Raw genomic sequence first — 26,563 nt, forward strand, 5'->3', positions numbered from 1 at the left:
TAGGTAGGCTTGTTGTGTTCTATATTCACAATTAATGCACGGATTTCTATCACAAAACTATTTAGCTTGATGCTAGGCTGCCTTTTGCTCTTCTTCTATACTCAACGCTTTATAGCTTGCTTTAATTTCTTTGATCAATAGCTTTCTTTCTATTTTATTGAGTATTCCTTTTTTGTGCGCTAAGCTTGCAAGAAGGTTAATCATCAACCAATATCTAATCACATTTGGTGTCACTTCTAACTTATTGATAAACCACTGATACGTCCATAGGCATTCTAAGTATTCATTGCCTAAATGCTCCTCTAAGCATTCGAAAGATGTTTGTCTAAATATAATGTTTTCATCCTCCTCATAGAATGCTATTCCCCAATGATTTGTTCCTACGGCTGGAATGTCAAAGTATCTAAGACATTGGCCTACCCCAATTTGTTGTTTGATTAGTGTATAAAGCCCCATTATCGCCATACCTACGCCACCTAATGCCATGAGACTTGTAGGAATGAGCATCAATGATTCCATCATTTCTAGTCTATTGTAGACTTCTTGAGTTGGGAGGGCTGCTACTATCATTCGCTCTTTTAGCGACATTATAGGCCCTATTCCCTCATAGATCCACTGGTAGATGATTTGTCTATATAAAATAGCACACATCACCCCACCTAGCCCTTGTAATAGCATCTCTAGCTGCATCAAGAACAACTTCTTCCTTGGTTCTTCTTCTATTGCTTCAAATAACATATCCGTTAGATAGTGTACATTTTCTTCATAAGTGTGCTGCATGCTTACTCCCCTTTACTTACTTTTTGTCTTACCCATTAGTCGTTTCTATTTCGACATAAATATCCATTTTATTTATACAACTCTATTATTTTATATTTTCAGTCTATTAGTCAATACTTATGTTATAATAAATTTAATCTATAATACAAATTATAAAAAATTGAAAGAGAGGAAAATATGAAAAGTTTATTGCAAAAGCTTAAAGAACCAACAGATATGACCGTTGGTGATCCTTTAAAGCAAATTATTATCTTCATGATTCCCATGCTTATTGGGAACATTGCGCAACAACTTTATAATACAGTTGATAGTATTATTGTAGGGAAGTTCGTAGGGGATAATGCACTTGCTGCTGTTGGGAGTGCAGGACCTATTATCAACTTACTATTAGTTTTATTTATCGGTATTTCCGTAGGGGCTGGGATCATGGTATCTCAGTACTTTGGTTCTAAAGACCGTGAAAATCTATCTGGAGCCATTGAATGCTGTATTTTGCTTACTGCTATTGTATCCATAGGACTGATGATTATCACACCATTTGTTATACGGCCAATGCTTAATTTACTGAATACACCCGAAAGCATTATTGATTGGTGCTATAGTTACCTACTCATCTTATTCATGGGTATAAGTGGGATGGCCTATTATAATATTTTAGGTGGAATCTTAAGGGGACTTGGTGATTCTATCTCTCCTTTAATCTATTTATTAGTGTCAACCATCTTAAATATTTTATTAGATTTACTCTTTGTCGCTGTATTTGATATGGGTGTAGCTGGTGTTGCCCTTGCAACCATCATTGCCCAAATTGTATCGGCTATACTGTCTTTCATCAAGTTATCCAAAATGCATGATGTCTTTGACTTTAGCTTACGCCATTTAAAATGGAATAAAAAACATGTGGCAACGACTATTCGTTTAGGCCTACCATCCGGCCTAACACAGATGATCCTTTCATTTGCTATGATTATTGTTCAGTCGCTTACAAATAGTTATGGAGAAGCCTTTATTGCAGCCAATGTTATCGTTATGAGAGTGGATGGTTTTGCTATGATGCCTAACTTCTCCTTTGGTACGGCCATGACAACTTTTGCTGGTCAAAATGTAGGTGCGAAACAATATGACCGTGTTAAAAAAGGTGCTAAAGAAGGAACACTCTTTGCCCTTGCTACTGCAATCATTATTACTGTACTTATTCTCATCTTTGGTAGAAATCTTATGTCCATCTTTACCGATACACCGGAGCTTGTGGATTTAAGTATGCGTATGATGACCATTCTTGCTGTAGGCTATGTAGCTATGGCCGTGACTCAATGCTTATCAGGTATTATGAGGGGCGCCGGAGATACTATGACACCTATGTGGATTTCTCTGATTACTACTGTTATCATCCGAGTACCTGTAGCTTATTCACTGGCTTTCTTTACAAGAACGCCAGAACTTCCAAATGGTAGATGTGAAAGCGTATTTATTTCCTTACTCCTCTCATGGATTATTGGTGCACTACTCACTATTTTCTTCTACAAGAGAGGTAAATGGCAAAATAAGGCTATTGAAACCCACGCAAAAAAAGACGATCTATCTGCATAGATAGATCATCTTTTTATATTTATAGTTTTTTCTTAATTTATTGTATTGGCTCTTCTGTAAGTTTTATACTAAGAAGGTTAATTACTGGTTCTACCTGCATTAACTCCTCTAAAATCTCTTTTGAAATATCTTTGTAATTTCTCATCTTTATACTGTAAATTTAGCTGACTTTTGACTTAACATCTTTGCACTATTATCTAAGTCTTTTATCATATTATCTACTTCTAATATATTTTTATTTACCTCTATTATTGAAGATGCTATTTCTTCTGTAGCTGCTGATATCTCTTGTGTTAAACCTAATACTGAACTCATCGCTTTATTTACCAAATCCTTTTTGTTATAGGTTTCTTCTATTTTATCAACATTATTCTTTATATGATTTGGAATCTCTTCCATAAATCTTACAACTTCTTTTACTATATTTTGTGTTTCATTTATGGTATTTCTTTGAAGCTCTGAAGATTGTTTGGTTTTTATAACGCTTTCTCCTGAATACTTAATCGCCTCTATAAGCTCATTTATATATTCATTTATTTGAGCTGTAGCTTCTTCTGTTTGTGATGATAAATTTTTTATTCCCTGAGCTACAACTACAAATCCCCTACCAGCTTCTCCGGCTCTTGATGCTTCAATAGATGCATTTAATGCCAACAAATTAATTTGCTTGGATATATTTTCTATAGTATTTATTATCTTTACTATTGTATTTGATTTTTCTGTTAATAAATTCATATTATTAACCGTTTCTTCTGCTAAATTAAAATTTTCTGAACTTTTTTCTTCTAAATCTTTTAGTATATTTAGCACATCAAAGTTCAGTTTTCCTGCATTAATAGCTTCATTTTGTAGATGTAAACTTGTATCTTTGATAGAGACAATATTGTTAGTTAAATCTGCTACTACACCAACACTTATTTCCATATCTCGTGTTGTATTCCCTGCTGCACAAGCAATTTCTTCTATAGCTTCTGTTATATGATTAGATACTTCCAAAGTACTTTCACTAGCTTCATTTACGTATTCAACCTTCTCATTTATTTTATCTAATATACTTTTAAAACTTATTATCATGGATCTTATTTCATATAAGGTAGTATTTAATATATTAGCCATATACCCTAATTCGTCCTTTGAATCAACATCTATCTTGGAACTTAAATCTCCATCACCTATCTTTTTTATTAATTCAATTAATTTATTTAATGGTTCAACTTTCTTTGATATTATAAATCTTATTAAAAGTATACTTAACAATAATACAACTATAGTTACTATTAATATTTTAAGAAATGTGGGAATTAAGTTTCCATAAAAATCTCTATAATAGCAACCTACATTTAAATACCATTCCCAAGGTTCATAATACGCTACTACATTTACCTTATCCATTGCTTTCTTGTCTTCAGGATTTTTCCAAGAAAATGTTATTATTCCGTCATTTTTAGGATTTTTTCCTTCATCAATAATAAGTTTAGTAATATTTCTCCCTTTATTGTCAACTACATCTGAGATGTTCTCTCCTTCCTTAAAAGGATGCATCTTTTCATTTCCATTACTATCTATAGCATACATATATGCTTGAACATTAAGTTCTAACTTTTTATTTAACCCTCGAGTCTTACCATCACTGCCTCTTTCATTTAACATTTTAGTTTTAAATATTTCCTGGGCTTCTTCTCTTGTTATTTTAGAATTTTCAACTTGTGTCTCTAACATGTCCATCATGGCAACACCCATATTAATTCTATTTTTTAAAGCTTCTTCTCCTAGTTTAGTTAATATTTCTTTTGCACCTATAAACGAAACAAAAGTAACCCCTATAATTGAAATAAAAAATAAGATAAATATCCCAAGGTACGACTTAAATAGTCTTTTCTTTATTTTATTATTAGATCTTTTGACCATATTACTGCTCCTTTATCACTTTTTTAGTTTAATTCCTTTATAATGAAATATTTTATTCTATTACTTTTTCCTATTTTATCGCCATAATTAATACCAATAAACTGGTTTTCTGAACTACTTATGATAATACACTCAACAATTTTAATAACTTTTTGCTTTATATTTTAATCTACTTTTTATCTTTAATCTCTTTCTACTTTTTATTTTTATTGTCAAAAGTAAGTATCCTATGTACGCCTCTAAAAAATGTAGATTCCCTCTCTAATATCAATAAAAGTAAAAAATATCTATGCTTAAATATATATTTTTAAAAATAAACTTTTTTATTTTCTAATTATTTTCTTTCATAAATTCTCTCCTTCATTTATTAATTTTTTAATTTTATACTCTTACTAAAATATCCTCTATATTTTATACATAATTATCAATAAAAAAAATGATATCTATCATGTTTTTTACCACTTAATTATTATGTTATAATAATTAATATTAACTTTCTAATAAGAATGAGGTAATCTATGAATTTAATAGAATTAAGACATAACTTAGTAAAAGAGTTTAAACCTTTTATTGAAAGCACAATCACATTAAAAAGAAAAACACCTATATGGGAACAGGAAGATCAACGGAATAAATTAATCATTGTTTTAAATGGAACAATAAAAGTATCCCATATGCTACCAAATTATAATGAACTTCTACTCGGAATTTACAACTCTGAGATCATTATATTTCCAGCAATTTTAAATATGGAGAATAACTTTTCATCTTTATTCAGAATAAGTACTTTAACAGAGTGTACATTAGGTACTATATCTGCGCCTACTTTTAAGTCTATAATTGAAAACGATTTTATACTTCTTAGAAATTTGTATTTATATCATGATTATCTATGCCAAAAAGTTTTTTTACAGATGAGAGATATTGGTATTCATGATAAAAAACATGCTTTGCTTTCTATACTAATACGCCTATATAATACTTATGGATTAAAAACACAAGAGGGTTTTAAAATAAATATAAAACTTTCTAATATAATTTTATCTGAATACCTAGGGACCTCACCAGAAACTATAAGTAGGTTATTAACCAAATTAAAACATGATAATCTGATAACATTTAATCATGGCTTTTTAATTCTTAAAGATTTAGAGCACATAAAAAATACTTTAGGGTGTTCTAAATGTAATGAAAACTTATGTGTACTTTAGTTTTTTCTGTATGACCTTTTGAGATATCTATATTAATTATTCTATTGTAGAATAAAAAAGCAGTGGTATTGATTATTTCAAAACCACCGCACAAGACTATTTAAACTAGTTTCCACCCACTTGCTTCTTTTATCATACTAATAAACTCTGCATAAAGTCCTTTTTGTTGAAGTAATGTTTCATGAGTACCTTGTTGCATAATGCTTCCCTCGTTCAACACGATAATTTGATCTGCTTGGCGAACCGTTTTTAAGCGGTGAGCTATCATAACAATTGTTTTATTATGCATAAGTGCATTTATAGCTACCTGAAGTTCAGCTTCATTTTCTGGATCCACACTTGCCGTTGCTTCATCTAGAATAATAATAGGAGCATTTTTTAGCATAGCACGTGCAATAGAGATACGTTGTTTTTCTCCACCAGAAAGCGTTCCGCCTCCTTCACCTAAAATGGTATTATATCCTTGCGGCAATGCAGAAATAAAATCATGGCAACGTGCTGCCTGAGCTACATCTACTACTTGTTCATGTGTAGCTTCTGGACGGCCAAATTTAATATTATTTTCAATTGTATCTTGAAATAAATAGACATTTTGAAAAACCATAGAAATATTATTCATCAAGCTATCCAGTTTATAATCTTTTACATTATATCCTCCAACAAAAATAGCCCCGCCTTGTACATCCCAAAATCTTGCAATTAAATTGCATAGCGTAGTCTTTCCACTCCCTGAAGGACCTACAATAGCAGTTGTAGTTCCAGCAGGAATAGTTAAATTCACATGATCAAGAATCATCTGACTCCCATAGGCAAAGCTAACATCTTTAAAAGAAATGGAGGAATCTATAGGGATCAGTTCCTCTCCATCTATATCCATAGTTGGTGTATTATCAATAGCATTGGCTTGCTCCATAGATGCACCCAAGAGTTGCAGATTGTTTGACATATTCCCAGCACTTTCTAAGTCCTGATAGATCATAAAAGATGCTATAAGAAGTAATAGGCAACGAGAAAGAGGTAATGTTCCCGCAGAATAAAGAAATAGTATTCTTAAAACAATACTTATACTAAAAATCCGAATAATAAGCTGTCGAATTGCCATCCATGGAACTAAACTATATTCCAACGAAAGGGCTTTTTTGCTGCTATCATCTACTGCTCTGCTTACAGTTTGACCATTATCCTTTTCTAATCCATATGACTTAACCACACTCATTCCTTGAATATACTCTAAAACTGCCTCTACTAAGTTTTCCTGGGCATGCTGACGTGCATAAGCCGTTTTATAAGCTGCTCTTTGAGATAATTCTGTAGCTAAAAGATAGGCAAAAATCCCAATAACGGAAAGTAGAGAAATTCTCCACTCTACAAATACTAACATAAGGCATAATGCTAATGTATTTAAAAATCCTCCCAAAACCAAAACGAGGCAACGAGCTGCCGTATTTTCAACATCAGCCAGTGTTGTGGTAACCACTGCCGTAATATTCCCTAGACTATTATCATTAAAATATCCCATAGGAATATAACGAAGCCGATTACCAATATGGATACGTTTTTCTGCTACCATACAGTATCCTGTTTCCGTCTCTAAGTTGATAGAATGGTACGAGCAAAATGCATGACCTGCGATAGATATAAGCATAATCAATAGAATAAGCCAAATTGAATCCACTTTTCCTAACAGAATGCAATCTAGTGTAAGTACTATGGCAACGACTTGCAAAGCTGAAAACAGAGCGCCTAAAAAAGCAATGATCATTGCTTTTATCAATAACTTTTTACGGCTTCCTGCAAATGCAAATATCTTCTTCAATACTCCAAACATCGACTTTCCTCCTTTCACCGACTATCCTGTGTTCCCAAATGAGCTTTCCACATTTGAGCATAAAGTGGACAATTTTCTATCAACTCTTCTTGTTTTCCCTGATCCACAATTTTTCCTCGCTCAATCACAACAATATTATCTGCATCCACAATCGTAGATAACCGATGAGCAATCACAATAAGTGTTTTCCCTTTTGTCAGGGCGGAAATAGCTCGTTGAATCACAGCTTCATTTTCAGGATCAATACTCGCTGTTGCCTCATCTAAAATTACAATAGGGGCATTTTTCAACATGGCCCTCGCAATAGAAATTCTTTGTTTTTCACCACCAGATAAATGACCTCCACCACCTCCACAGACAGTATCATATCCTTGCGACAAAACTTGAATAAAACTATCGCAACCTGTTACCTTTGCAACAAATTCCACTTCCTCATCAGTAGCATCTAGTCGCCCCATTCGAATATTTTCTCTTACCGTACGATCAAAGAGGTAGTTATCTTGTGATACATAAGCAATCTGTTGATTTAACTGATCTAGAGGAATTTTTTTTAAGTCCACTCCTCCTAGTGTAATTTTCCCACCTGTTATATCCCAAAAACCCGCTATCAACTTAGCTATTGTCGATTTCCCAGAACCTGAAGGTCCTACAAGGGCTGTAACTGTGCCCGGTGTTATTCTCAAATTAATATCATGTAGCACCTCTTCATCCTTACTATTATAAAAGAAAGTTACATGTTCTAGAATAATCTCTTGATTTTGAAAGGAAACTGGCTGATCTGGTCGAATTAGTTCTGGAGCATCCATAATACTAGAAATTTCTCTAACATTTATACCTATAACTGCCAAATCATCTACAAAAGACATGGCGGATACAACAGGACCCGTCAGTCCTAAAGATAGTACTACGATGGTCAGAAAATCAACAGATAAAAGGCTTCCATTTGACCAAAGAATAAGTCCGATTGGGAGGACGACCACTAACACAGAGGGGATAATTGATTGCCACATACACATATACTTCTGACTATCTCTCATCCAATCTACATAGTAATTAGCATTATCCTCTACAGCATCTGCATATCTTTTATAGGATCCTGCTGATTGACTAAATGCCTTAACCACTTGAATTCCTCCGATATATTCCACAATAGCATTTGCCATACTATGACCTATTTCCACCGCACCTTCCCATCGTATAGCATAGGTTTTGGTACTCTTAGATATAATGGCAAGCCCTATGACAGTAGTCACAAATGAAGCTATACCCATGCGCCAGTCTAATACAAAAATATAGATCGCAATAATGATAGGCACTAATAAGTTAGATGTCATTTCAGGAATCAGATGCGCTAAAGTAGGCTCCATTCCCTCCACTCGGTCAATAATAGTAGTTTTGTATTGTCCTGAGGGCGTATCTAATATGGTTCCCATTGGAACCCGTGATAATTTTCTCAAAAGTGCTTTTCGTATATCTCGTAATGTATGGAATGTTGCAGCATGTGAAACAGCCGTAGAAAGAGTAGAAAAAATTATTTTTCCAATATATCCTGCAAAGGCTAAAGTACACCATGTCAAGCAATATTGTATGCCTTCACCATTTAATAACAACCGAATTATAGATCCAATGCAAAAGTAAGGTACCATACCACAGGTAACTCCTAATATCGCAAAAATTACCGCACTCAGAAAACCACTGTGATATGCTTCGGCCCACCTCCACAATATAGCAAAAGAAGATAAAGTCTTTTTCCCCTTCATAATTGCCACCTCCTTAGAAAACATCTATCTATATAACAGAACAAAATCCGGTTCTTACATCCCTTATTCTATAGGTCGAATCTTACGCACATCAAAAAACGTTGGAGTACTGGTAAAATCATAGCCATCAATTTTCTCTGAATTATAGACAATCATATCTTTTGCAAACAGAATAGGTAAATCCAAAACATTGTCATTATCAAAATTAAGTAGTTGATTGAATATCCCTTGAATTTGTATAGGATCATCATTCACCTGAAACGCATTAATTAACGCTATAAATTCATCACTATCTTCAATATTCTTCAGACTTGGAACATGAGGGGAACGAGATAGCATTGGGATAAAGTAATTGTGAGGAGCCGTATAGGGCTGTTCCGTATTCCACATAATCAGGTCATAGTTACCTGCCACACCTTCTTGCCACCAGATCATCATCTCTTGTCCTTCTGTCTGCACATCAATACCAATAATTGCTAGTTGACTTTTTATTGCGGTTGCCAGCGGTTTGTTCAGCGCATCTGCGGAATGATATGTATATTTCAGTATTAAAGGCTGCCCATCTTTTTCACGTATACCAGTAGATTCATTCATAATCCATCCTTCTTGCTCTAAAAGCGCGTTGGCTTTATCTAAATTGTATGTACGCACAACATTCAACTCAACATCTGTATAAGGAACGTCATCTGGGAACAAGTGATCCGCTGGAGTTTCTTTGCCATAAGTCAAACCGTTAGATAACGTCTTTTTATCAATCCCATAAGCAACAGCTGATCTCATATTCACATTGGAGAGTACTCCAGAAGCGTTAACAACCAGATTGCGAGCTTTGGAGTCACTTTTAGCTACTGCTCCTTCAATATTAGATAGAGTGATTGCCTGATCATAATCATCCCAAGATAGTAGTGCGCTTCCATATATCAAGTCAATTTCTCCATTCTGTAGAGCCTGTAGACGAGCAGAAGCTTCAGGAATATATTTAACAATTACTTCATCATAGTATGGCTGTTCACCCCAGTAATTTTCATTACGTATGAAACGAACATATTCTCCATCCACAATCTCATCATAAATATATGGACCAGTACCTACAACGTCTTTCATCAACTGATAATTTCCTTCCTCTAGAACTTTTGGAGAAACAAGGACCATTGTTTCAGGGTAGCAAAAATCCATTAAATACGCAAAATAGGCATTAGGATAATGGAATGTAAGGGTATATTCATCTACGATTTCAACACTTTCCAAATTAGCGACAGCAGAAATATTACTGAAATTAGGGTTAGAATGTGCAAACTCAAAATCTGCTTTTACAGCTTCTCCATTAAAGGGCGTGCCATCATGGAAGGTAACTCCTTCCTTCAGATGAAAGGTCAATGCCTTCCCTTCATTAGAGAATTCCCAGCTTTCTGCTAATCCTGGAACAACCTTGCCATCTTCATAATTAACAAGACCTTCATAGCAAAGTTTAGTACCTATATTATTTTGAACATCCATGTTCAATGGATAGAGCGTATTTAATTCAGCTCCTACTGCAGTAGTCAATATTTTAGGTTCAGTAATTGTAGCCTCCGATTTCTTAGAAGCAGATGTAGTATTTGTACTTGACTCCCCATTACCATTGCTGCAACCAGCAAAAGTGCCACAAAGTAATGCCCCACACAGAGCAAGAGAGATTAACTTTCTTTTTTTCATATATTAACTTCCTTTCTTTGTATTTTTTATACCAACACGAATAATTTGCCCACATTGTATTGTGAGAATTGTATCAGATAGCCGGTAAGCACTATCTATATCATGAGTAATTAATAAAAATGCACACTCAAACTCTTTATGATATTGCTCCAAGACAGTCATTACAGCCTCTGCAGATATAAAATCAAGGCCACTTAATACCTCATCTAGCACTAAATAACGAGGATAGATTGACATGGCACGAATCAGAGAAAGACGTCTTTGTTCACCTCCCGAAAGCTGTCTTGCCGGAACATTTAGTAGCCGAGAATCCATATGTGTTAATTCCATTAATTCACCGATTCGTTCACGTCGTTGTTTTCTTGTCATATCTGTTAAATTAATCATGGCTTCTTCAACATTTCGTCGGACAGATAACATAGGATTTAATGTGCCACCCGTGTCTTGAAATACTGCTTGGATTTTTCTTCTATGTTTTCGCCAGTCTTCGGCATTCCAGTTAGTTGTATCTTCTCCATCTAAGAATATTTTTCCAGTATCTGGATGTTCTAACCCAACTAAAAGGCGAGCAAGAGTACTTTTCCCTGATCCAGACTCTCCTACAAGGCAAGTAAATGAACCAGGCTCTAACTTAATAGATATGTTTTTTAATGCCTCAAAGGATAATCCATGAGATTCCAAATAAGTTTTACTAATATGTTCAGCAATTAGTCCTTCCATGTCCACCCCTCCTTACTGACTGACCTATTGGCAGTCACATACTCCTTTGTCCATTCACACGTTGGATTAGAGAGAAGTTCTTCCATAGTACCTGTTTCTGTCAGCTGACCCCATTCCATTACATAAACCCTATCACACTGCTGACTTAATGCAGCTATATCATGAGAGATAAATAAAATACCTGCCCTTTCTTTTTGTTGGGCTAATAGTTTCAACAATAACGTCCTGTTTTCTGAATCTAATGCAGAGGTCGGTTCATCAGCCAAAATGTATTTGGGGCTCATTGCCAGCAAGAGCGCAGCGGCTGAGCGTTGAAGCATCCCTCCTGAAAGCTGCCCAGGAAAGCTGTTAAGTACTCGTTTGGGTTGAGAAAAACCTAAATCAACCAGTAATTCTTTTGCTTGGTCTATAGCTTGTTGTCGAGACATGCCCATTTTTAAGTGAAGTGTTTCAACAATCTGTTTTTCCATCTTAATTTGTGGATCAAATGCAGTCATGGGATTCTGGGGAATAAAACCTAACGTCGTTCCACATAAACACCGATGTTTTTTTAAAGATAATGTACCAAGGGCAATATCATCTACAAATATTTCTCCGCTACTTATACTGCATCCCCTACTTAAAGTCCCCAATAAAGCCTTTAATAAAGTGGATTTACCTGCCCCACTTTGCCCAGTCAATCCAACAACTTCTCCTACTTCTAAGTGCAAAGAAATTTGATGTAAAAGTTTATAACCATCTTGAGTTATTACAGATAAATTTTGGACATCAACCATTAGTTCCCCCCTCTTTTTTCAATTTCTCTACCTAACATGTGAAATGCCATCGTGCAAAGAACAATCATAGTAATGGGATATAGTGTCAGCCTTGAATGGGCAAGGAGATAATGATGTGCTTCAGATACCATACTTCCCCAATCGATTACATTGTCACCCATTCCAAGTCCAATAAATGAAAATCCCACAATTGACAAAATCATATCCGCACAAGATAAGCAAATAAAATGTAGGACGTCCCATATAAGATTCGGAAGAATATGCCCAAATAGCACTCGCATTTTTTTCGCTCCAGAAGCCATAGCACACATGATATATGCCTTGTTTTGTTCTATAGTGGTGCGCGTTTGTACCAACTTAACCAACCGTAACAAAAGAGAAACTGTAACTGCAACTAACATAGTAATGACACTATTTCCCCAAGCCGCAATAAAAATAATTAAATAAGCAATAGGTGGCATTGCGGTTACTGCATTTAAAATGCCTTCTAATACTACATTTTTTCCTCCTTCGCTCCCACCTATAAAGAGCCCTACCAAAGTTCCAAAAACACTTACTATCAATGCCCCTACTAAAACAATCATCAAAGTAGTACGCCCTCCATACAATAAGCGAGATAATACGCACCGCCCCATATTATCAGTCCCCAATGGATACTCTATACAAGGAGACTGAAAACGAATTTCCATATTCACCAGGCCAGGATTATGTGGAGCAAATAAAAAACCAAAGGTACATATTAGAATAATTATTAGAGGAAAAATTAATTCTAATTTTCTTTTTAATTGAGATTGTTTCATCCTCTGCCTCCCTTTGCTCTCATATCACTACGCAATATGTACTGTAATAATTCCGTGAAACTGTCTAGAACAACTAACACAAGTGCAAGAATCAATACAGCCCCATGGATTATTGGTGAGTCCCTTTTAACTACAGCATCAACAATAAGATACCCAAAGCCGGGCAGTGAAAACACTCGCTCTACAATAGCTGCATTTGCTAAGCACAAACTCAGCATTTGTGCAAAACTGGGTAGTAAATCTACTATTGCATGAGGTAATCCATGAAAAATCAAGATATATCCTTCACTCAATCCTCTACACCTAGCATACATGGCATAATCTTGCTCCATCTCTCTTTCTAAAGAGGACGCAAGCATTTGTCCATAAAAGCATATTCCACATACCGATAGACAAAGTGCCACCGGAAAATATTTTGCTATCCCAGTATTACCCAATACACTCAACCAACCAAGTTTTAACGCAAAAATATCGATAAAAGCTGTTCCTAAGTAGAATCCCGGTACAGAAATACCTACCATGGTTAATAGAGAGAGTAATGTTCCCCAAATCCTATTTCTCCCTAAGTATCCAAGTGTCCCCACTGCTAGTGCACCTATAGACATCATTATGCCGGAGAGTGCCACAACCTTTAATGTGACTGAAACTGTTTTTGCCAATTCGTTCGCGACAGGGTTACCAGTACCTAACGAAATACCAAAATCCATGCAAACGGCATTTCTAACCCAATCAAAATATTGTAGCAGTAGAGGCTTATCTAACCCCAACATTACTCTGGCTTTGTCAATTTGTTCTTGAGTCACAATAGCTGAATTCCGCTTTACATAGGCAGTAGCTGGATCAATGGGAGACAAACGCATAAGCAGGAAGGATAACAGTGTTACTACAAATACTGTTAAGATGACGATGGCTATTTTACGGATGATATATCGCTTGGTTTCACGCCTCATAATATCCCCTCCTTTAAGTTGGTTGCTAATCATCGTGTTTCAAAAAAAACGCATCGGAATCGATGCGTTTTCTCGGCTTATGATCCCTCTTGCTTACAGAAACCATAATACTGAATATTCTATTTCGTTGCCACTCCTATAAGACACTACGCCCTCCTTTTAGACAAAAACTTTTTCGATACTCTGTGGGAGTCTGCCCTATGAACTGTTTAAAAACTTCTGAGAACTTACTAGCATTTTGATAACCAACTTGATAAGAAATATTTGTTATTCCATCATTTGATTCGCGTAAAAGTTGAGCGGCAAACTGTACACGATAAGCCTGCATATAAGTATTGATTGAAGAACCATACACTTCTTTGAAGCAGAGCTTCATTGAAGTTAATGGATAATTGAATGTATGAGAAAGTTCTTTCAAGGTAACATGACGATGAAGGTTTTGAATAAGGTATTGTCTAATTGCTTTAATCGACTCTATCTGTATTTTATTAAAATATTGACGTTCTTCTCGTTTCGCAGTAATTTCTGGTGAGTTTAAAAATAAGAATAATTCCATTACTTTTATTTTGAAATATCCACTTTTCAAATCTTCAGGTGTTTTATATAGTTCTGAAAAAATGTGTTGAATAGAATCAGTTGCTCTCATGATAAAGCAAGAGTTACCCTGGCACAAACTTTCCTTCATAGAGAACAAATCAAAAGATAGCCCCCTTCCTAAAGCATTTGATACCTGTTTTAATACCTGTGTTGCTAGAGATATATCTACTGCAATAGTTATACCATGATAATGAGATAAGGGAAACCAGCTCTCACGTGCAACATTCGTCATCACATTAACTGCTAAATCACCTTCTCCTAAATAAGCTGTTTCTCCATTAGAAAACTCACATTCAAATCGTCCTATACGACAATGATTAATCTCTATAATATCTGCTCGTGGAGTTGCATTATGCCTAACACCATTTGTCATATGGATATCATTATAGAGAATTTCTATTCCCGGGAACACTGAATACCTAATAATAATACCTTCTCCAGTATTATTTTCCATTTTATAAATAGAACATTCTTCTCCATGAATAATCGTTTGCGTATCAGATTCATTTAAAACATGCGTTTTTATTAGTTCTTCCGTTTCAGTAAATAGTTTTTTCATTATACACCTCAACTTTGGATAAGGTAGTTAGTTCCAACTAACTCTATACTTACATTTTATCAGTATTTGATAACCTTAGTCAATTTTCAATGTATTTATAAATACCTTACACCCAAATAAAAATAGACATTATTATAATTTACACCGATTATTGACCCACTGCTCACTATTTTCTTCTATAAAGAGTCTGATAGCAACGTAAGTCTATTAAAACGCAATCCAAAAAAGAAGGTCTATCTTTATAGATAGACCTTCTTTTTACACATTTATCATGAAAACTAAAATTTTCTTAAAACTAATATTAAATTAATGATTTCCGCATTCACCTGCATGTTGATGTTCATGACAAATAGAACCTGTTGATACTAAGTTTCCTTCAAGATAAGCTAGAACATTTGCTTTTGCTTCTCCTGCTGCACCAACGATAACTTCAATACCTCTTTCATTAAAGATATCGATAGCACCGCCTCCCATACCACCTGATATAATCACATTCACGCCTAATTGATGTAAGTAATTTGGTAAAAAGCCTGGTTTATGTCCTGGATTTGGTACAGAGTCTTCTTTTACAATTGTTTTACCTTCTACATCATAAATATTGAAGTTCTCACAATGTCCAAAATGTCCTGCTGTCATTTTTCCTTCACTTGCAACTGCTATTTTCATCATTCATTCCTCCTAGATTGTTTTATTTAATATATTTAAGGTGTGTTCTAAAATGTGCCGAAGGGCTCTACCTGCACAACTATCCATCTCAACAATATTTTTCCCTTCATTAATTGCTTTAGAAGCCATTTTATCAAAGGGGATCATACCTACAACCTCTATTTTGTGTTGATTGCAGTAATGCTTAATTGCCTCTGTATTGTCTCGATTAATATCATATTTATTAATGCACACAGCACATTTTACTTTAAAATAATTAGCCGTTTCTAAAATTCTTTGTAGGTCACTTATACCTGAAACGGTAGGTTCTGTAACAACTAAAACCATATCTATACCTGTCATAGAAGCAATCACCGGACATCCTATACCTGGCGAACCATCTATGATTGCAATATTATCCTTAGCATACTTATCCATATTTTTCTTTACTTCTGATACCAATTTACCTGACGCACCTGCGCCCATTTTCAACTTAGCCGTTGAAAACACAATCTCATCATGATAGATATAAGTTTGACCACTTACACTTTCCTCCATAGTTATAGATTGGGTAGGACAAACAAATTTACACGTTCCACATCCTTCGCAAGCATATGGATCAATCGTTATCCTATCTTGATAAGATATTGCATCAAATTTACAATGCTCTAGACATTTTTTACATTCTATACATTTACTTAAGTCTATTTTAGCTTTAGGAAGTCCATAAAAGTTTTGTATTTCTGGCTTACCATGAGGCGTTGCTGTAATATGCAAATTAGGTGCATCAACATCACAATCTGCATAAGTTTTTGTTTTAAGTAAATGTATAAAACTAGAGGCAACAGTTGTTTTACCTGTGCCACCTTTTCCACTTAAAATTAATAACTTTTTCAACATCTCACCTTCTTCTCAAGCCTCTTCCTTATAGCATCAAAGGCTGCAATTGCTGTTTCATTCGAATAAACAGCAATCTCACCTTCAGAATTTTTCTTTCCTATTTCTCTATCAAAAGGAATTCTTCCTATGATCTCAATATGTTCTTCATGACAAAATCGCTCCGATGGATTGTCACTCTCTGTACATTTATTAAGTACAACACCAAATTTCTTATGAAATACTTTGACTAATTCATAGACCATTTCTAGGTTGTGTCGCCCAAACTCAGTAGGTTCCGCAACAAGAATACAGTAGTCCACATCTTTTATCGATTCCATAACCATACATCCACTTCCTGGCGGACAATCTATAATGACATTTTTTTCATTTTTAATCTGACTAAGAATGGCTTTGATGATGGGTACACCAGATACTTGTCCTACATCCATCTTCCCAGATACAAACGCTGTTGTACCAGAAATACCTTTCATGACACTTCCTACCCTTTTTTCTTCTTCATCTATGGCATTATATGGACAAACGACTTTGCACCCACCACATGAATGGCATACTTCTGGGAAAAGTAAAGGTTGTTGCTTTACAAAAGCTAATGCATGGAATGCACAAAATGCAACACACTGTTTACATCCTGTACATTGTTCTAGTTGAAAAGTTGGAATTGCAACAGTTACTTCCTTACTCTCTAGCATCTTAGGTTTAAAAAACAATGTGCCATTGGGTGCCTCCACATCACAATCTACATAGATACAATGTTTGATACTTGCTGCTAGATTGACTGACACAAATGTCTTTCCCGTTCCTCCTTTTCCACTCAAAACAGCTATTTTCATTTGAATGCATCCTTTCTCAACATCTAAAAACTATTTATCAAATCCATGATTATGAAATCCTGCATGAATCTTACTTAAGGGTTCTAATTTGCCTTCGGTAAATTTATCTATTTCTTCATCAACTTGCTCTGTCGTTGTCTGATACATTTTTACATTGGCTGCTTGTAATACCTTTGCTGCATTTTCCCCACATCTAGGAGTTAATAAGATATCTGCACCTGTATCAACGATAAACTGAGCAGCCTGTATACCTGCTCCCCCTGGTGCATTTACAGCTTCATTCTCCACATATTCTTTGTGATTGGTTGCTGTATCAATAAATAAAAAGCTTGGTGTTCTACCAAATGATACACAAATTGTTTTTTTGTCTTCGTTAACTGGTACAACTATTTTCATCCTTTTATCTCCTTTTCATTTAAGTTTTTACACGTTAAGTTATGAGCATATGCTAACTATATTTTCATTATATTCCTTTTTGAGCATATGTCAATAATGTTTTTTACTAAATCTGAATAAATAAAAAAAGATGATTTTGATTATTATCAAAATCATCTTTTCATATCTAGCACTGTTTCCAGCAATTTTTAGTACAGAATTTACCCTTGCACTTTTTAACACAATTTATTTTAGTAGACCCACATGTTGGGCACATATATGTTCCTTCTTTAATTTGCTGCAAATTCTCAAAGCTTTCTTTCCAATTTTCATTACATTCTTCACACATTACACTACAAATATTTCTCGTGTAATTGCCTCCAGCAATATGTATTGCTTTGCCGTTAATCATTCCATCTGCTATTTTTTCTCTAGCAGATAGTAATATTCTTTGAAAAGTTGGACGAGACACTTCCATTCGCTCTGCACACTCTGCCTGCTCAAGCCCTTCTAAATCTTTTAATCGAATCGCTTCTACTTCTTCAAGCAAAAGTACATTTACTTCAACACCTTCGATTTCGTGATCTGCAGGTATAAAGTAAGGTACCATAGGTATATGTTCAATTTTACGCCATTTGATTGGTCTTGCCATAAAAGTACCTCCTCATACTCATTCTTATAAGAAGTATAGCTTAAAATATTTGACTTAGCAAGGAAGTTGTCTTTTTCTATAATTATCTATAGCATTTTTTAACGCACCTTCACCTAGTACAGAACAGTGAAGCTTATATTCTGGCAGTCCACCTAAAGCATCTGAAATATCTTTGTCTGTGATTTGATAAGCTTCATCTAATGACTTTCCTTTTGCAAGTACTGTTGTCATACTACTACTAGCAATTGCTGCAACACATCCAAATGCTAAAAACGTAATATCCTCTATAATATTATCCCTCACCTTTATATATATGGTTAAGGCATCTCCACACTCGGCTTCTCCATATCGCCCCTCTGCATCAGCATCTGGCATAGTCCCTGAATTATAAGGTGCCATAAAATGTTCAAATACTATTTCTGTATAATCACTATATCCCATTGCTCTACTCCTTTTTATTTATGGTCATATGCTTATTATATTTTAATAACATTATGAACATATGTCAATAATCATTCCCCTATCTATCATTCCACATAAAAAAACACCCAGAGTCACCTTCTATTCAAAGAAGTTGTAAACTCTAGGTGTTTTATACTTTTTAATTAATAAGCTGCTTTAAAGATATTGATAATATCTTCTTTATTACCTTTACGTGGATTACTAAAAGCATTGCCATCTTTCAATGCCATTTCTGCCATATATTCAAAATCTGTTTCTTTAATTCCCATTTCTTTTAATGATGTTGGGATACCGATTTCTCTAGATAATCTAAACATAGCATCGATTGCTTTTTCAGCTGCTTCATGCACTGATAAGCCATCAATTTTTTCACCCATAAACTCTGCAATATCAGCAAACTTTTGTGGATTAGAAATAACATTGTATTTACAAACATGTGGTAATAACATTGCATTGGCTACACCATGTGGCATATCGTATAACCCACCTAATTGATGTGCCATTGCATGTACGTAGCCTAAGTTACCATTATTAAATGCCATACCTGCAAGGAGTGAAGCATAAGCCATATTTGTTCTTGCTTCTAAGTTGTCTCCCATAGCTACTGCTTGTCTTAAATTATTTGCTATTAATTTAATAGATTGTATTGCAGATGCATCTGTTACAGGATTTGCATCTTTTGAAACATAAGCTTCTACGGCATGAGTTAAAGCATCCATTCCTGTTGCAGCTGTAAGTCCTGCTGGTTTGCCAATCATAAGTTCTGGATCATTGAAAGATACGAGTGGTAAGTTTCTCCAGCTTACGATAACATATTTAACTTTTGTTTTTGTATTTGTAATAACACAATGTCTTGTTACTTCACTTGCTGTACCAGCTGTTGTATTGACTGCTAGGATTGGTGGTAGTGGGTTAGTCAAAGTCTCAATACCTGCATACTCATATAAGTCACCTTCATGTGTTGCAGCAATTCCAATCCCTTTACCACAGTCATGAGGAGATCCACCACCTACTGTTACGATCATATCACAATTTTCTTCTTTAAATATTTTTAATCCCTCTGCTACGTTTGTATCTTTAGGATTTGGTTCTGTTCCATCATATATAGCAACTTCAAGCCCGGCTTGGGTTAAATAGTTTATTGTTTGCTCAACTGCGCCATTTGCTTGATTTCTTAAGAATTTATCTGTAACAACAAGTACTTTTTTCCCACCTAACATCTTCGCACGTTCACCAATCACCTTTAAACATCCTGGTCCCATGAAATTCACACTTGGTAGTAAATAGTCATACATTCTACTCATTTGATATCCTCCAAATTTAAGCATAGTTTATTTTTCAATACTCTTGTTTGAGAGCTTCTTATATTTTAAAAGTGGTCAGCTCTAATTTTATATTTAATATTATAGTATTATTTACACAAATATGCATGAGACAGATATGTCATAAAATTACATTTATTAATGGTAATTTTATGTTCTTTTTAAATTTAATTGTAATTTTTATACTTTGTTTCAAAATAAAATAAGATGCTACAGCAATTCTTTTGATTGCGTAGCATCTTATTTTATTTTTTATAATATTTTCTATAGAGATGTGGCGTAACCCCTTCATACTTTTTAAAGATTTTTATAAAGTATCCAGGTTCGTTAAAGCCTAGCTCCTCACTCATTTCACTAATGGGAATATCTGTTTCTTCTAGTATACTTTTCGCCCACTCTATTTTAAGTTTGGATACATAGAGACTGAACTTTTCTCCTGTTTCCTTTACAAATAGTCTACTAAAATAACTTGGACTTACATGGCAAAGTTCTGCCATTTCTTTTACGGATACATGTTCATTCTTGTGAGTATAAATATAGTCTATTGCAGGCTTCAAGACCTTACTTACACTAATTTTTTCTTGTTCACGCTCTATATAAGAACTTATAATCCTATTAGACATCTCTTTTTTTATATTTTCTATACTCTTTGTTTGATAACCTAACAAAATATCCTGGCTTATATGATGTTCTTTCAAGCCAATAGCTTCATTTAGCTCGAGAGCTAAACTTTTATCTAATGCTTCTTCAACAAGATAATTACTCAAGTTAAAAATCATCTCTGAGAGATTAACTACCTCTTCATAACTCAAAACTGGCAAGGCTTCATAGTGTTCTTTAAGATGATTGATTGTTCCTTCAATCCATTCTTTATTAGGTAGTGCTACGATTTGTTCAAGGGTATTATGCATATGATGATCAGATAACTTAACTTGCCCAACCATAATGGCCCCAATGTACTTATCATCTACTATAATGGGCACTGCAATATCTACTATGCCAAAGTGGCATAAATATATGTAAGGTTTATTGGTGCGAACGGCTTCTAAGCCGCCTCTTGAATCACATTTTTGACAATACATTGCCATTTTCTTATCCGCTCTTACTATAGAACAAAACTTCTGACATCCACTATGCTTGGTCATAGGATTCCCTTTATAATCTATAATAATCATAGCTGCTTTTGTAATTAAAACCATTGAATCTTGTAGCTTATCCCACTTTTTAAAATCAATAATCTGGTCTACTTTTAATGTACTTTTCTTCAAAGTAAGCAACTCCTCAATAAGATATCTACTTTTATTATACTATAAATCCTCTTCTAGTCCCAGTTTTGCCCTTAAACAAAAAAAACACAGCCATTCAAGAGGGCGAATGGCTGCGATTTTTGAGTTCTATTTTGTCATATTAACACATTTCAAATTCTACACTTTCTATTTCTGCCTCTGTCTCTATCCCTTCAAATTCCTTTGCACGTTTTGTAGAAATAAAAGCCTCCATCTCACTTTCAGTTTTCTTACTAATTGGATAGAACTTCATTGCGACGATAGAACATATAAAGGCAGCAATTGGAATAAGTGTCTTCATATATAAAATAGCATTAAGTGTTTGTGGTGTTTGTTGTGCAAGCCCAGGTGCATAACCTACAAAATCAAGTACATATCCCATAATAAATGCACCAAAAGCTTGGGAAAGCTTATTAACAAAAGTAAAAGTTGAAGAAACGAGGGCTGAACCATTAATCCCTGTCTTCCATTCTGCATAATTGGCAGAGTCTAATACTGCTGAACGACTCAGCATATTATTAACCGCTCCAATAAGTGGCGTTGCAACAATAAAGACCATCACAAGAAAAGTATTATTTGCTGGTGTAAAGAGTAATCCAAGAGCTGCAATAATGGCAATGGCTTCTATAACAATAATACCATTTTTCTTTCCTAATTTTGCTACATACCACCCTACAATACCAATAAGCATAAATGAAAAGATTGTTGTCGCCCATCCTATGATTCCCATAAGGTGTGTTTTTTCACCCATATTGTATTTAAAGAAATACATATTTAGCCCATTACCTATTTGAATGGCTAAACTATCGGTTCCAAAACTAATAAGTACCATCAAAAGTGCTGTATTTGATGTGATGACTTTCATTCTTTGTTTAAAGGATATTTTCTCGCCTTTTTGAGCTTGCTTTGCTTGTGCTGGATTATAAATATCAAGTTTTCTTACAGACATCGCAGAAATAATAAACATAATGGTGCTAAATACTGCAAAGATTGCAGCAACCATCAACCAAGCTTCCTCACTTGAATCCCCTCCAAACCAATTTAACATAGGGATAGCAAGCGCTGTAACCGCTAACGAACCAATATTCCCAACTGCTTGGAAAATTGCCTGTACTTTGGCACGACGCGCTGTACTATGACTCAAAATAATAGGTAGTGCAAGCTGAGGAATTTGTACACATGTCCATGCTAAACTATATAAAATATAACTTGTATAAGCATAAATAATTTTCCCACCCATGCTTAATTCCGGTGCCATAAACATAACAACAAAAATCACACCAAGTAAAGGGGATCCAAATAAGATATAAGGTCTATACTTACCAAATTTCTTAGAATTTGTCTTATCAATAATCATCCCCATAAGTGGATCTGTAAATGCATCTACAAGCCTTGCAACCATAAAGATTGTTCCTGCAACAGTTGCTGAAATGCCCAAGATATTGGTGTAATAGAACATAATATACGTTCCTACAAACATAAAAATCGCTGTATTTGCAATGTTCCCTATACTGTATAAGTATATATCCTTTTCTGATGCCTCAACTGAATACTTCATTATACCGCCTCCCTGACTTTATCTTTTTAATCACTTACTTTATTTTTTATAAAAAATAATTAGTAATCCTCCCCTCTTCACTTTTTGGCTTTAAAATGTGACTTTTCTGTATATATTTTTATTTAATTAATTATAATTTAAAATTATATATTTATGCAATATGTATTTTTTAAACATATTATACTCATTTTTTAGTGCATTTTTTATAGTTTTATTATTATTTTCATTATCTATTGTATTTTAAAATACTAAATGATATATTAAAAATTATAATTTATAATTAATATCCTATCACAGAAAGGAATCAACCGTTATGTCTAAAAGAAAAAATATCCTCCTCATCTTATCCGACCAACAACGCTACGATACAGTTAGCGCCTACGGCCTAAATGCAGTATGCAAAACACCTCATATCGATACCCTAGCATCCGAAGGTATGAAATTTACCAATGCCTTTACTTCTTCCGCCATATGTGCACCAGCCAGAGCTAGTGTTATGACAGGGCTCTTCCCTCATAATCATGGCGTTATCGATAATTTTACAGATATCAAAGATGGCATACCTGTTCTTGGCCATTGCATGAAAGAACAAGGCTATTTCTGTGGACTTGCAGGGAAATGGCATGTATCTGCAACTAAGACACCTGAAGATTGTGGTTTTGACGGCAAAGCTTTTATGGGATATGGTTTCCCTGGTAGTGGTGTCTTTTCCAGCTTAAAATTTAATCAGCCACCAGATAACGCACCTAATTATTATGAAGAATATCTTAAAGAAAATGGATTTGATAAACCTGATGTATCTCATGGTTTTTTAGGCAATAATCCTGCCCTTCAAATCCAAGAAATGTATGCTAAGCATGAAGGCCCACTAGAAAGCACCATCGAATACTTTGTTGCACATGAGGCAAACCGTCTTATAGACAAGGCTGTTTCACAAGATCAACCATTTCTTCTCTGGGCTAACTTCTGGGGTCCACATTCTCCAAGTATCGTTCCTGAGCCTTACTTCTCCATGTATGACCCTAAAGATATTAAAGAGCACCCAAGTTACAAAGAAACTTTCGAAAACAAACCTTATGGACATTATCTGTCCGAAAAAATGTGGGGGCTTGGCGACTACGGCTGGGATGGCTTTGCTGATATTGCAGCCAAATACTATGGCCACTGTACTTTAATTGATGATATGGTAGGTATGATTATTCAAAAACTTAAAGATCTTGGTATTTACGAAGATACAATCATTATTTATAGCGCCGACCATGGTGATTGCCTTGGTGCTCATAAATTAATCGAAAAAGGTGCATTTACATATGATGAAATTTATAGAATCCCTATGATTGTTAAGGGACTTGGCACTAAAGATAACGATAGTTTTGTCTATCTTCAAGAGTTAATGCCTACACTTTTAGACATTGCAGGCACCTCTCCAGCTAAGCCTGTAGACGGCGAGAGTCTTCTACCACTCATGGAAGGTAGACAAGAAAGTAATGGACGAACAGAAATCTACGGCGAGTACCATAACCACTTCTATGTATCACGTCAACGTATGGTTCGAGATAATCACTACCAATTTACTTTTAATGAAAATGAAAAAGGTGAACTTTATGACTTTGACAAAGATCCTTACCAACTCAATAATGTTTGCTACGACCCAGCCTACTCCCAAATCAAAAAAGCATATATAGAAAAAATGTCTCATTATATGAAAACAACTAACGATCCAGCTGGTGTTTGGTTCCATAGAATCAAAGAATTTTATTAAAGCTACGTCTATTAATTAAAAAAGAGTTATAAAACGCATGCAAGCTGCACGTTTTATAACTCTTTTAAATTTTCCTGCTTATTCATTTATAAAATAGGCATCAATGGCACGAGCACTTGCTCCAATCGCTCCGTTAATAGGACTATAAGGCAAAATTTCAATATTAGAACCATAATGATTCCCCATAAAGTTCAAGTCCTTATCTATATACAATTGAAGCTGCCTACCCACTTCTAAATCATCAAATAGTCGCCCATGTAAAAATATTTTGGTAGGATTAATAAGAATAGATAAATTAGATATAGTCATACTCAAGTATTTAAGCCCTTCTAAAATATAACCTCTTATGATCTCATCCCCCAAATTATAAGCTGTGATAATATGCTCAATGCTTATTTCTTCCGGCGACTCTACTAAACTATTTAAGATGATAGAACCTTTATTCTCTACTAATAATTTAGCCGCTTTAATCAGCCATCTTTCACTTGCATAAGTCTGCAAGCAACCGCTTTTACCACATTCACAACACTTACCATCTACCTTTACAATGGTATGCCCAATTTCACCTGCAATATAATTATCTGCTTTAAATAACTCTCCATCAATCATATTTGCACAATACATGCCTATTCCCACATGGAAAAATGCAAAGTTCTCAGGTGTTGTCTGTGGTTCAAACAAGTATCTCCCAAAAGCCATGCATCTTACATTATTATCCATAATAATAGGCAAGCAAAATCTTTCTTTTATCTTTTGGGGTTGGAAGGATTTCCACACTTTTGAATCTGTTACAAGCTCTGTCTGATTACTACTTAATTTCCCTGGTAAGGCAATGCCTATGCCCACTAACTTAGGCACAATTTCCTTATTTCTCTCTATAAGTGTATCTACATTTTGCACAATAAATCCCGTAATATTTGTAACTGCTTTATAAGTGGTTGAAAACATAATTTCATCTATCACTTTACCACTTAAATTAGTAATACAAAAAGCAATATACTTTTCATTAAACTCTATCCCTATACCATATACATAATCTCTATTTAGATCAATCAACACCCTCTTCCTCCCAAGAGTATTGTCGCCCATCTGCTCTGCTTCACCTAAATTAACAATAATCCCTTCATTAATTAATGCTGCTGTGGTAGTTGTCACTGTAGCAGGTGTAATCTCAGTACTTTCTGCAATGGTAGCTCTAGATACAGGTGCATTTCTAAAAATATATTCTAAAATTTTTGTTCGATTGGACTTTTTTACATTATTCATCGTCTCTCACCTTTTATCTCATTCTATTACTTAATTTTTATAATTAATTATATCATATCTACGTCATTCCTCAATTTTTTTCTACTACACATGCCTCTATATTATTTTAAATAAATAATTTTTTTAATTTTATCTATATCAAATCTAGATTCTTTCATTTTATAATTAATTCGTTTTCCTTAGAATCTTTCTTTTATCAACAACTCTTTTACGTATTCCCTCCATCACACTTATCAAACTTGCATATATATTTCTATTTAATTTATTTACATTTCACAATTTACTATTTTATTATTTTACTTTAAACTCAATTATAGTAGCTATTTTATAC

General features: G+C 34.4%; 23 protein-coding genes. 3 read left to right on the plus strand and 20 right to left on the minus strand.

The annotated features are described in order from the left end of the window. Positions 1 to 72: 72 nt before the first annotated feature. Positions 73 to 780, minus strand: a complete 708-nt coding sequence (locus tag BN2390_RS17895) for a hypothetical protein (protein WP_053985673.1) — start codon at positions 778 to 780, stop codon at positions 73 to 75. Between the two features lie 177 nt (positions 781 to 957). Between BN2390_RS17895 and BN2390_RS17900 the strand changes: the two genes are divergently transcribed. Continuing rightward, positions 958 to 2,370 carry an MATE family efflux transporter gene (locus BN2390_RS17900; protein WP_053985674.1) on the plus strand — a complete coding sequence of 471 codons (1,413 nt, stop codon included), beginning with the start codon at positions 958 to 960 and terminating at the stop codon, positions 2,368 to 2,370. A 147-nt stretch (positions 2,371 to 2,517) separates the two neighbouring features. Here the strand turns inward: BN2390_RS17900 and BN2390_RS17905 are convergent, their stop codons facing one another. Next, on the minus strand, positions 2,518 to 4,278 hold the full coding sequence (locus tag BN2390_RS17905; RefSeq protein ID WP_053985675.1) for a methyl-accepting chemotaxis protein: 1,761 nt from the start codon (positions 4,276 to 4,278) through the stop codon (positions 2,518 to 2,520). Positions 4,279 to 4,796: 518 nt separating this feature from the next. Here BN2390_RS17905 and BN2390_RS17910 point away from each other — a divergent pair. Then, positions 4,797 to 5,489 (plus strand): Crp/Fnr family transcriptional regulator, encoded by a 693-nt coding sequence (locus tag BN2390_RS17910; protein ID WP_053985676.1) that lies wholly within the window; start codon positions 4,797 to 4,799, stop codon positions 5,487 to 5,489. 100 nt (positions 5,490 to 5,589) lie between these two features. Here the strand turns inward: BN2390_RS17910 and BN2390_RS17915 are convergent, their stop codons facing one another. From BN2390_RS17915 to BN2390_RS17995, 17 genes are all read right to left on the minus strand, one after another. Then, entirely contained in the window at positions 5,590 to 7,317 is a 1,728-nt protein-coding gene (locus tag BN2390_RS17915) for an ABC transporter ATP-binding protein (RefSeq protein ID WP_053985677.1), read from the minus strand. A 14-nt stretch (positions 7,318 to 7,331) separates the two neighbouring features. Beyond that, the gene (locus BN2390_RS17920) at positions 7,332 to 9,101 is read right to left on the minus strand and encodes an ABC transporter ATP-binding protein (RefSeq protein ID WP_330373814.1); all 1,770 of its coding nucleotides are present in this window, start codon (positions 9,099 to 9,101) and stop codon (positions 7,332 to 7,334) included. Between the two features lie 39 nt (positions 9,102 to 9,140). Further along, on the minus strand, positions 9,141 to 10,772 hold the full coding sequence (locus tag BN2390_RS17925; protein ID WP_053985679.1) for a nickel ABC transporter substrate-binding protein: 1,632 nt from the start codon (positions 10,770 to 10,772) through the stop codon (positions 9,141 to 9,143). A 3-nt stretch (positions 10,773 to 10,775) separates the two neighbouring features. Next, positions 10,776 to 11,492, minus strand: a complete 717-nt coding sequence (locus tag BN2390_RS17930) for an ATP-binding cassette domain-containing protein (protein WP_242847695.1) — start codon at positions 11,490 to 11,492, stop codon at positions 10,776 to 10,778. Beyond that, a complete protein-coding gene (locus tag BN2390_RS17935; protein WP_053985681.1) occupies positions 11,480 to 12,268 on the minus strand; it encodes an ATP-binding cassette domain-containing protein in 789 nt (262 codons plus the stop codon). Before BN2390_RS17935 ends, BN2390_RS17930 begins: the two co-directional genes overlap by 13 nt. Continuing rightward, positions 12,268 to 13,068: an ABC transporter permease gene (locus BN2390_RS17940; protein ID WP_053985682.1), complete on the minus strand. Its 801-nt coding sequence runs from the start codon at positions 13,066 to 13,068 to the stop codon at positions 12,268 to 12,270. Before BN2390_RS17940 ends, BN2390_RS17935 begins: the two co-directional genes overlap by 1 nt. Further along, the gene (locus tag BN2390_RS17945; RefSeq protein ID WP_053985683.1) at positions 13,065 to 14,018 is read right to left on the minus strand and encodes an ABC transporter permease; all 954 of its coding nucleotides are present in this window, start codon (positions 14,016 to 14,018) and stop codon (positions 13,065 to 13,067) included. Before BN2390_RS17945 ends, BN2390_RS17940 begins: the two co-directional genes overlap by 4 nt. Positions 14,019 to 14,154: 136 nt before the next feature. Continuing rightward, positions 14,155 to 15,174 (minus strand): helix-turn-helix domain-containing protein, encoded by a 1,020-nt coding sequence (locus BN2390_RS17950; RefSeq protein WP_053985684.1) that lies wholly within the window; start codon positions 15,172 to 15,174, stop codon positions 14,155 to 14,157. Between the two features lie 306 nt (positions 15,175 to 15,480). Beyond that, the gene (locus tag BN2390_RS21810; RefSeq protein WP_053985685.1) at positions 15,481 to 15,843 is read right to left on the minus strand and encodes a NifB/NifX family molybdenum-iron cluster-binding protein; all 363 of its coding nucleotides are present in this window, start codon (positions 15,841 to 15,843) and stop codon (positions 15,481 to 15,483) included. 9 nt (positions 15,844 to 15,852) lie between these two features. Continuing rightward, positions 15,853 to 16,716 carry an ATP-binding protein gene (locus tag BN2390_RS17960; protein ID WP_053986363.1) on the minus strand — a complete coding sequence of 288 codons (864 nt, stop codon included), beginning with the start codon at positions 16,714 to 16,716 and terminating at the stop codon, positions 15,853 to 15,855. Beyond that, positions 16,713 to 17,549, minus strand: coding sequence for a nucleotide-binding protein (locus tag BN2390_RS17965; RefSeq protein ID WP_053985686.1), 837 nt, complete (start codon positions 17,547 to 17,549; stop codon positions 16,713 to 16,715). The genes BN2390_RS17960 and BN2390_RS17965 overlap by 4 nt, the downstream gene beginning before the upstream one ends. A 30-nt stretch (positions 17,550 to 17,579) precedes the next feature. Next, positions 17,580 to 17,945 (minus strand): NifB/NifX family molybdenum-iron cluster-binding protein, encoded by a 366-nt coding sequence (locus BN2390_RS17970; RefSeq protein WP_053985687.1) that lies wholly within the window; start codon positions 17,943 to 17,945, stop codon positions 17,580 to 17,582. A 166-nt stretch (positions 17,946 to 18,111) separates the two neighbouring features. Then, complete coding sequence (locus tag BN2390_RS17975) at positions 18,112 to 18,576, minus strand: DUF134 domain-containing protein (protein ID WP_053985688.1); 465 nt, start codon at positions 18,574 to 18,576, stop codon at positions 18,112 to 18,114. Between the two features lie 54 nt (positions 18,577 to 18,630). Then, positions 18,631 to 19,017, minus strand: coding sequence for an iron-sulfur cluster assembly scaffold protein (locus BN2390_RS17980; RefSeq protein WP_053985689.1), 387 nt, complete (start codon positions 19,015 to 19,017; stop codon positions 18,631 to 18,633). Positions 19,018 to 19,181: 164 nt separating this feature from the next. Then, positions 19,182 to 20,342 carry an iron-containing alcohol dehydrogenase gene (locus tag BN2390_RS17985; protein ID WP_053985690.1) on the minus strand — a complete coding sequence of 387 codons (1,161 nt, stop codon included), beginning with the start codon at positions 20,340 to 20,342 and terminating at the stop codon, positions 19,182 to 19,184. A gap of 263 nt (positions 20,343 to 20,605) precedes the next feature. After that, a complete protein-coding gene (locus BN2390_RS17990) occupies positions 20,606 to 21,628 on the minus strand; it encodes a PocR ligand-binding domain-containing protein (RefSeq protein ID WP_053985691.1) in 1,023 nt (340 codons plus the stop codon). Positions 21,629 to 21,767: 139 nt separating this feature from the next. Further along, the gene (locus BN2390_RS17995) at positions 21,768 to 23,204 is read right to left on the minus strand and encodes an MFS transporter (protein ID WP_053985692.1); all 1,437 of its coding nucleotides are present in this window, start codon (positions 23,202 to 23,204) and stop codon (positions 21,768 to 21,770) included. A gap of 313 nt (positions 23,205 to 23,517) precedes the next feature. Between BN2390_RS17995 and BN2390_RS18000 the strand changes: the two genes are divergently transcribed. Next, positions 23,518 to 24,966: a sulfatase family protein gene (locus BN2390_RS18000; RefSeq protein ID WP_053985693.1), complete on the plus strand. Its 1,449-nt coding sequence runs from the start codon at positions 23,518 to 23,520 to the stop codon at positions 24,964 to 24,966. A gap of 78 nt (positions 24,967 to 25,044) precedes the next feature. Here the strand turns inward: BN2390_RS18000 and BN2390_RS18005 are convergent, their stop codons facing one another. After that, positions 25,045 to 26,232 (minus strand): ROK family protein, encoded by a 1,188-nt coding sequence (locus tag BN2390_RS18005; RefSeq protein ID WP_053985694.1) that lies wholly within the window; start codon positions 26,230 to 26,232, stop codon positions 25,045 to 25,047. Positions 26,233 to 26,563 lie beyond the last annotated feature (331 nt).

It is taken from the genome of Niameybacter massiliensis (assembly GCF_001282685.1).
GTDB lineage: Bacteria > Bacillota > Clostridia > Lachnospirales > Cellulosilyticaceae > Holtiella > Holtiella tumoricola.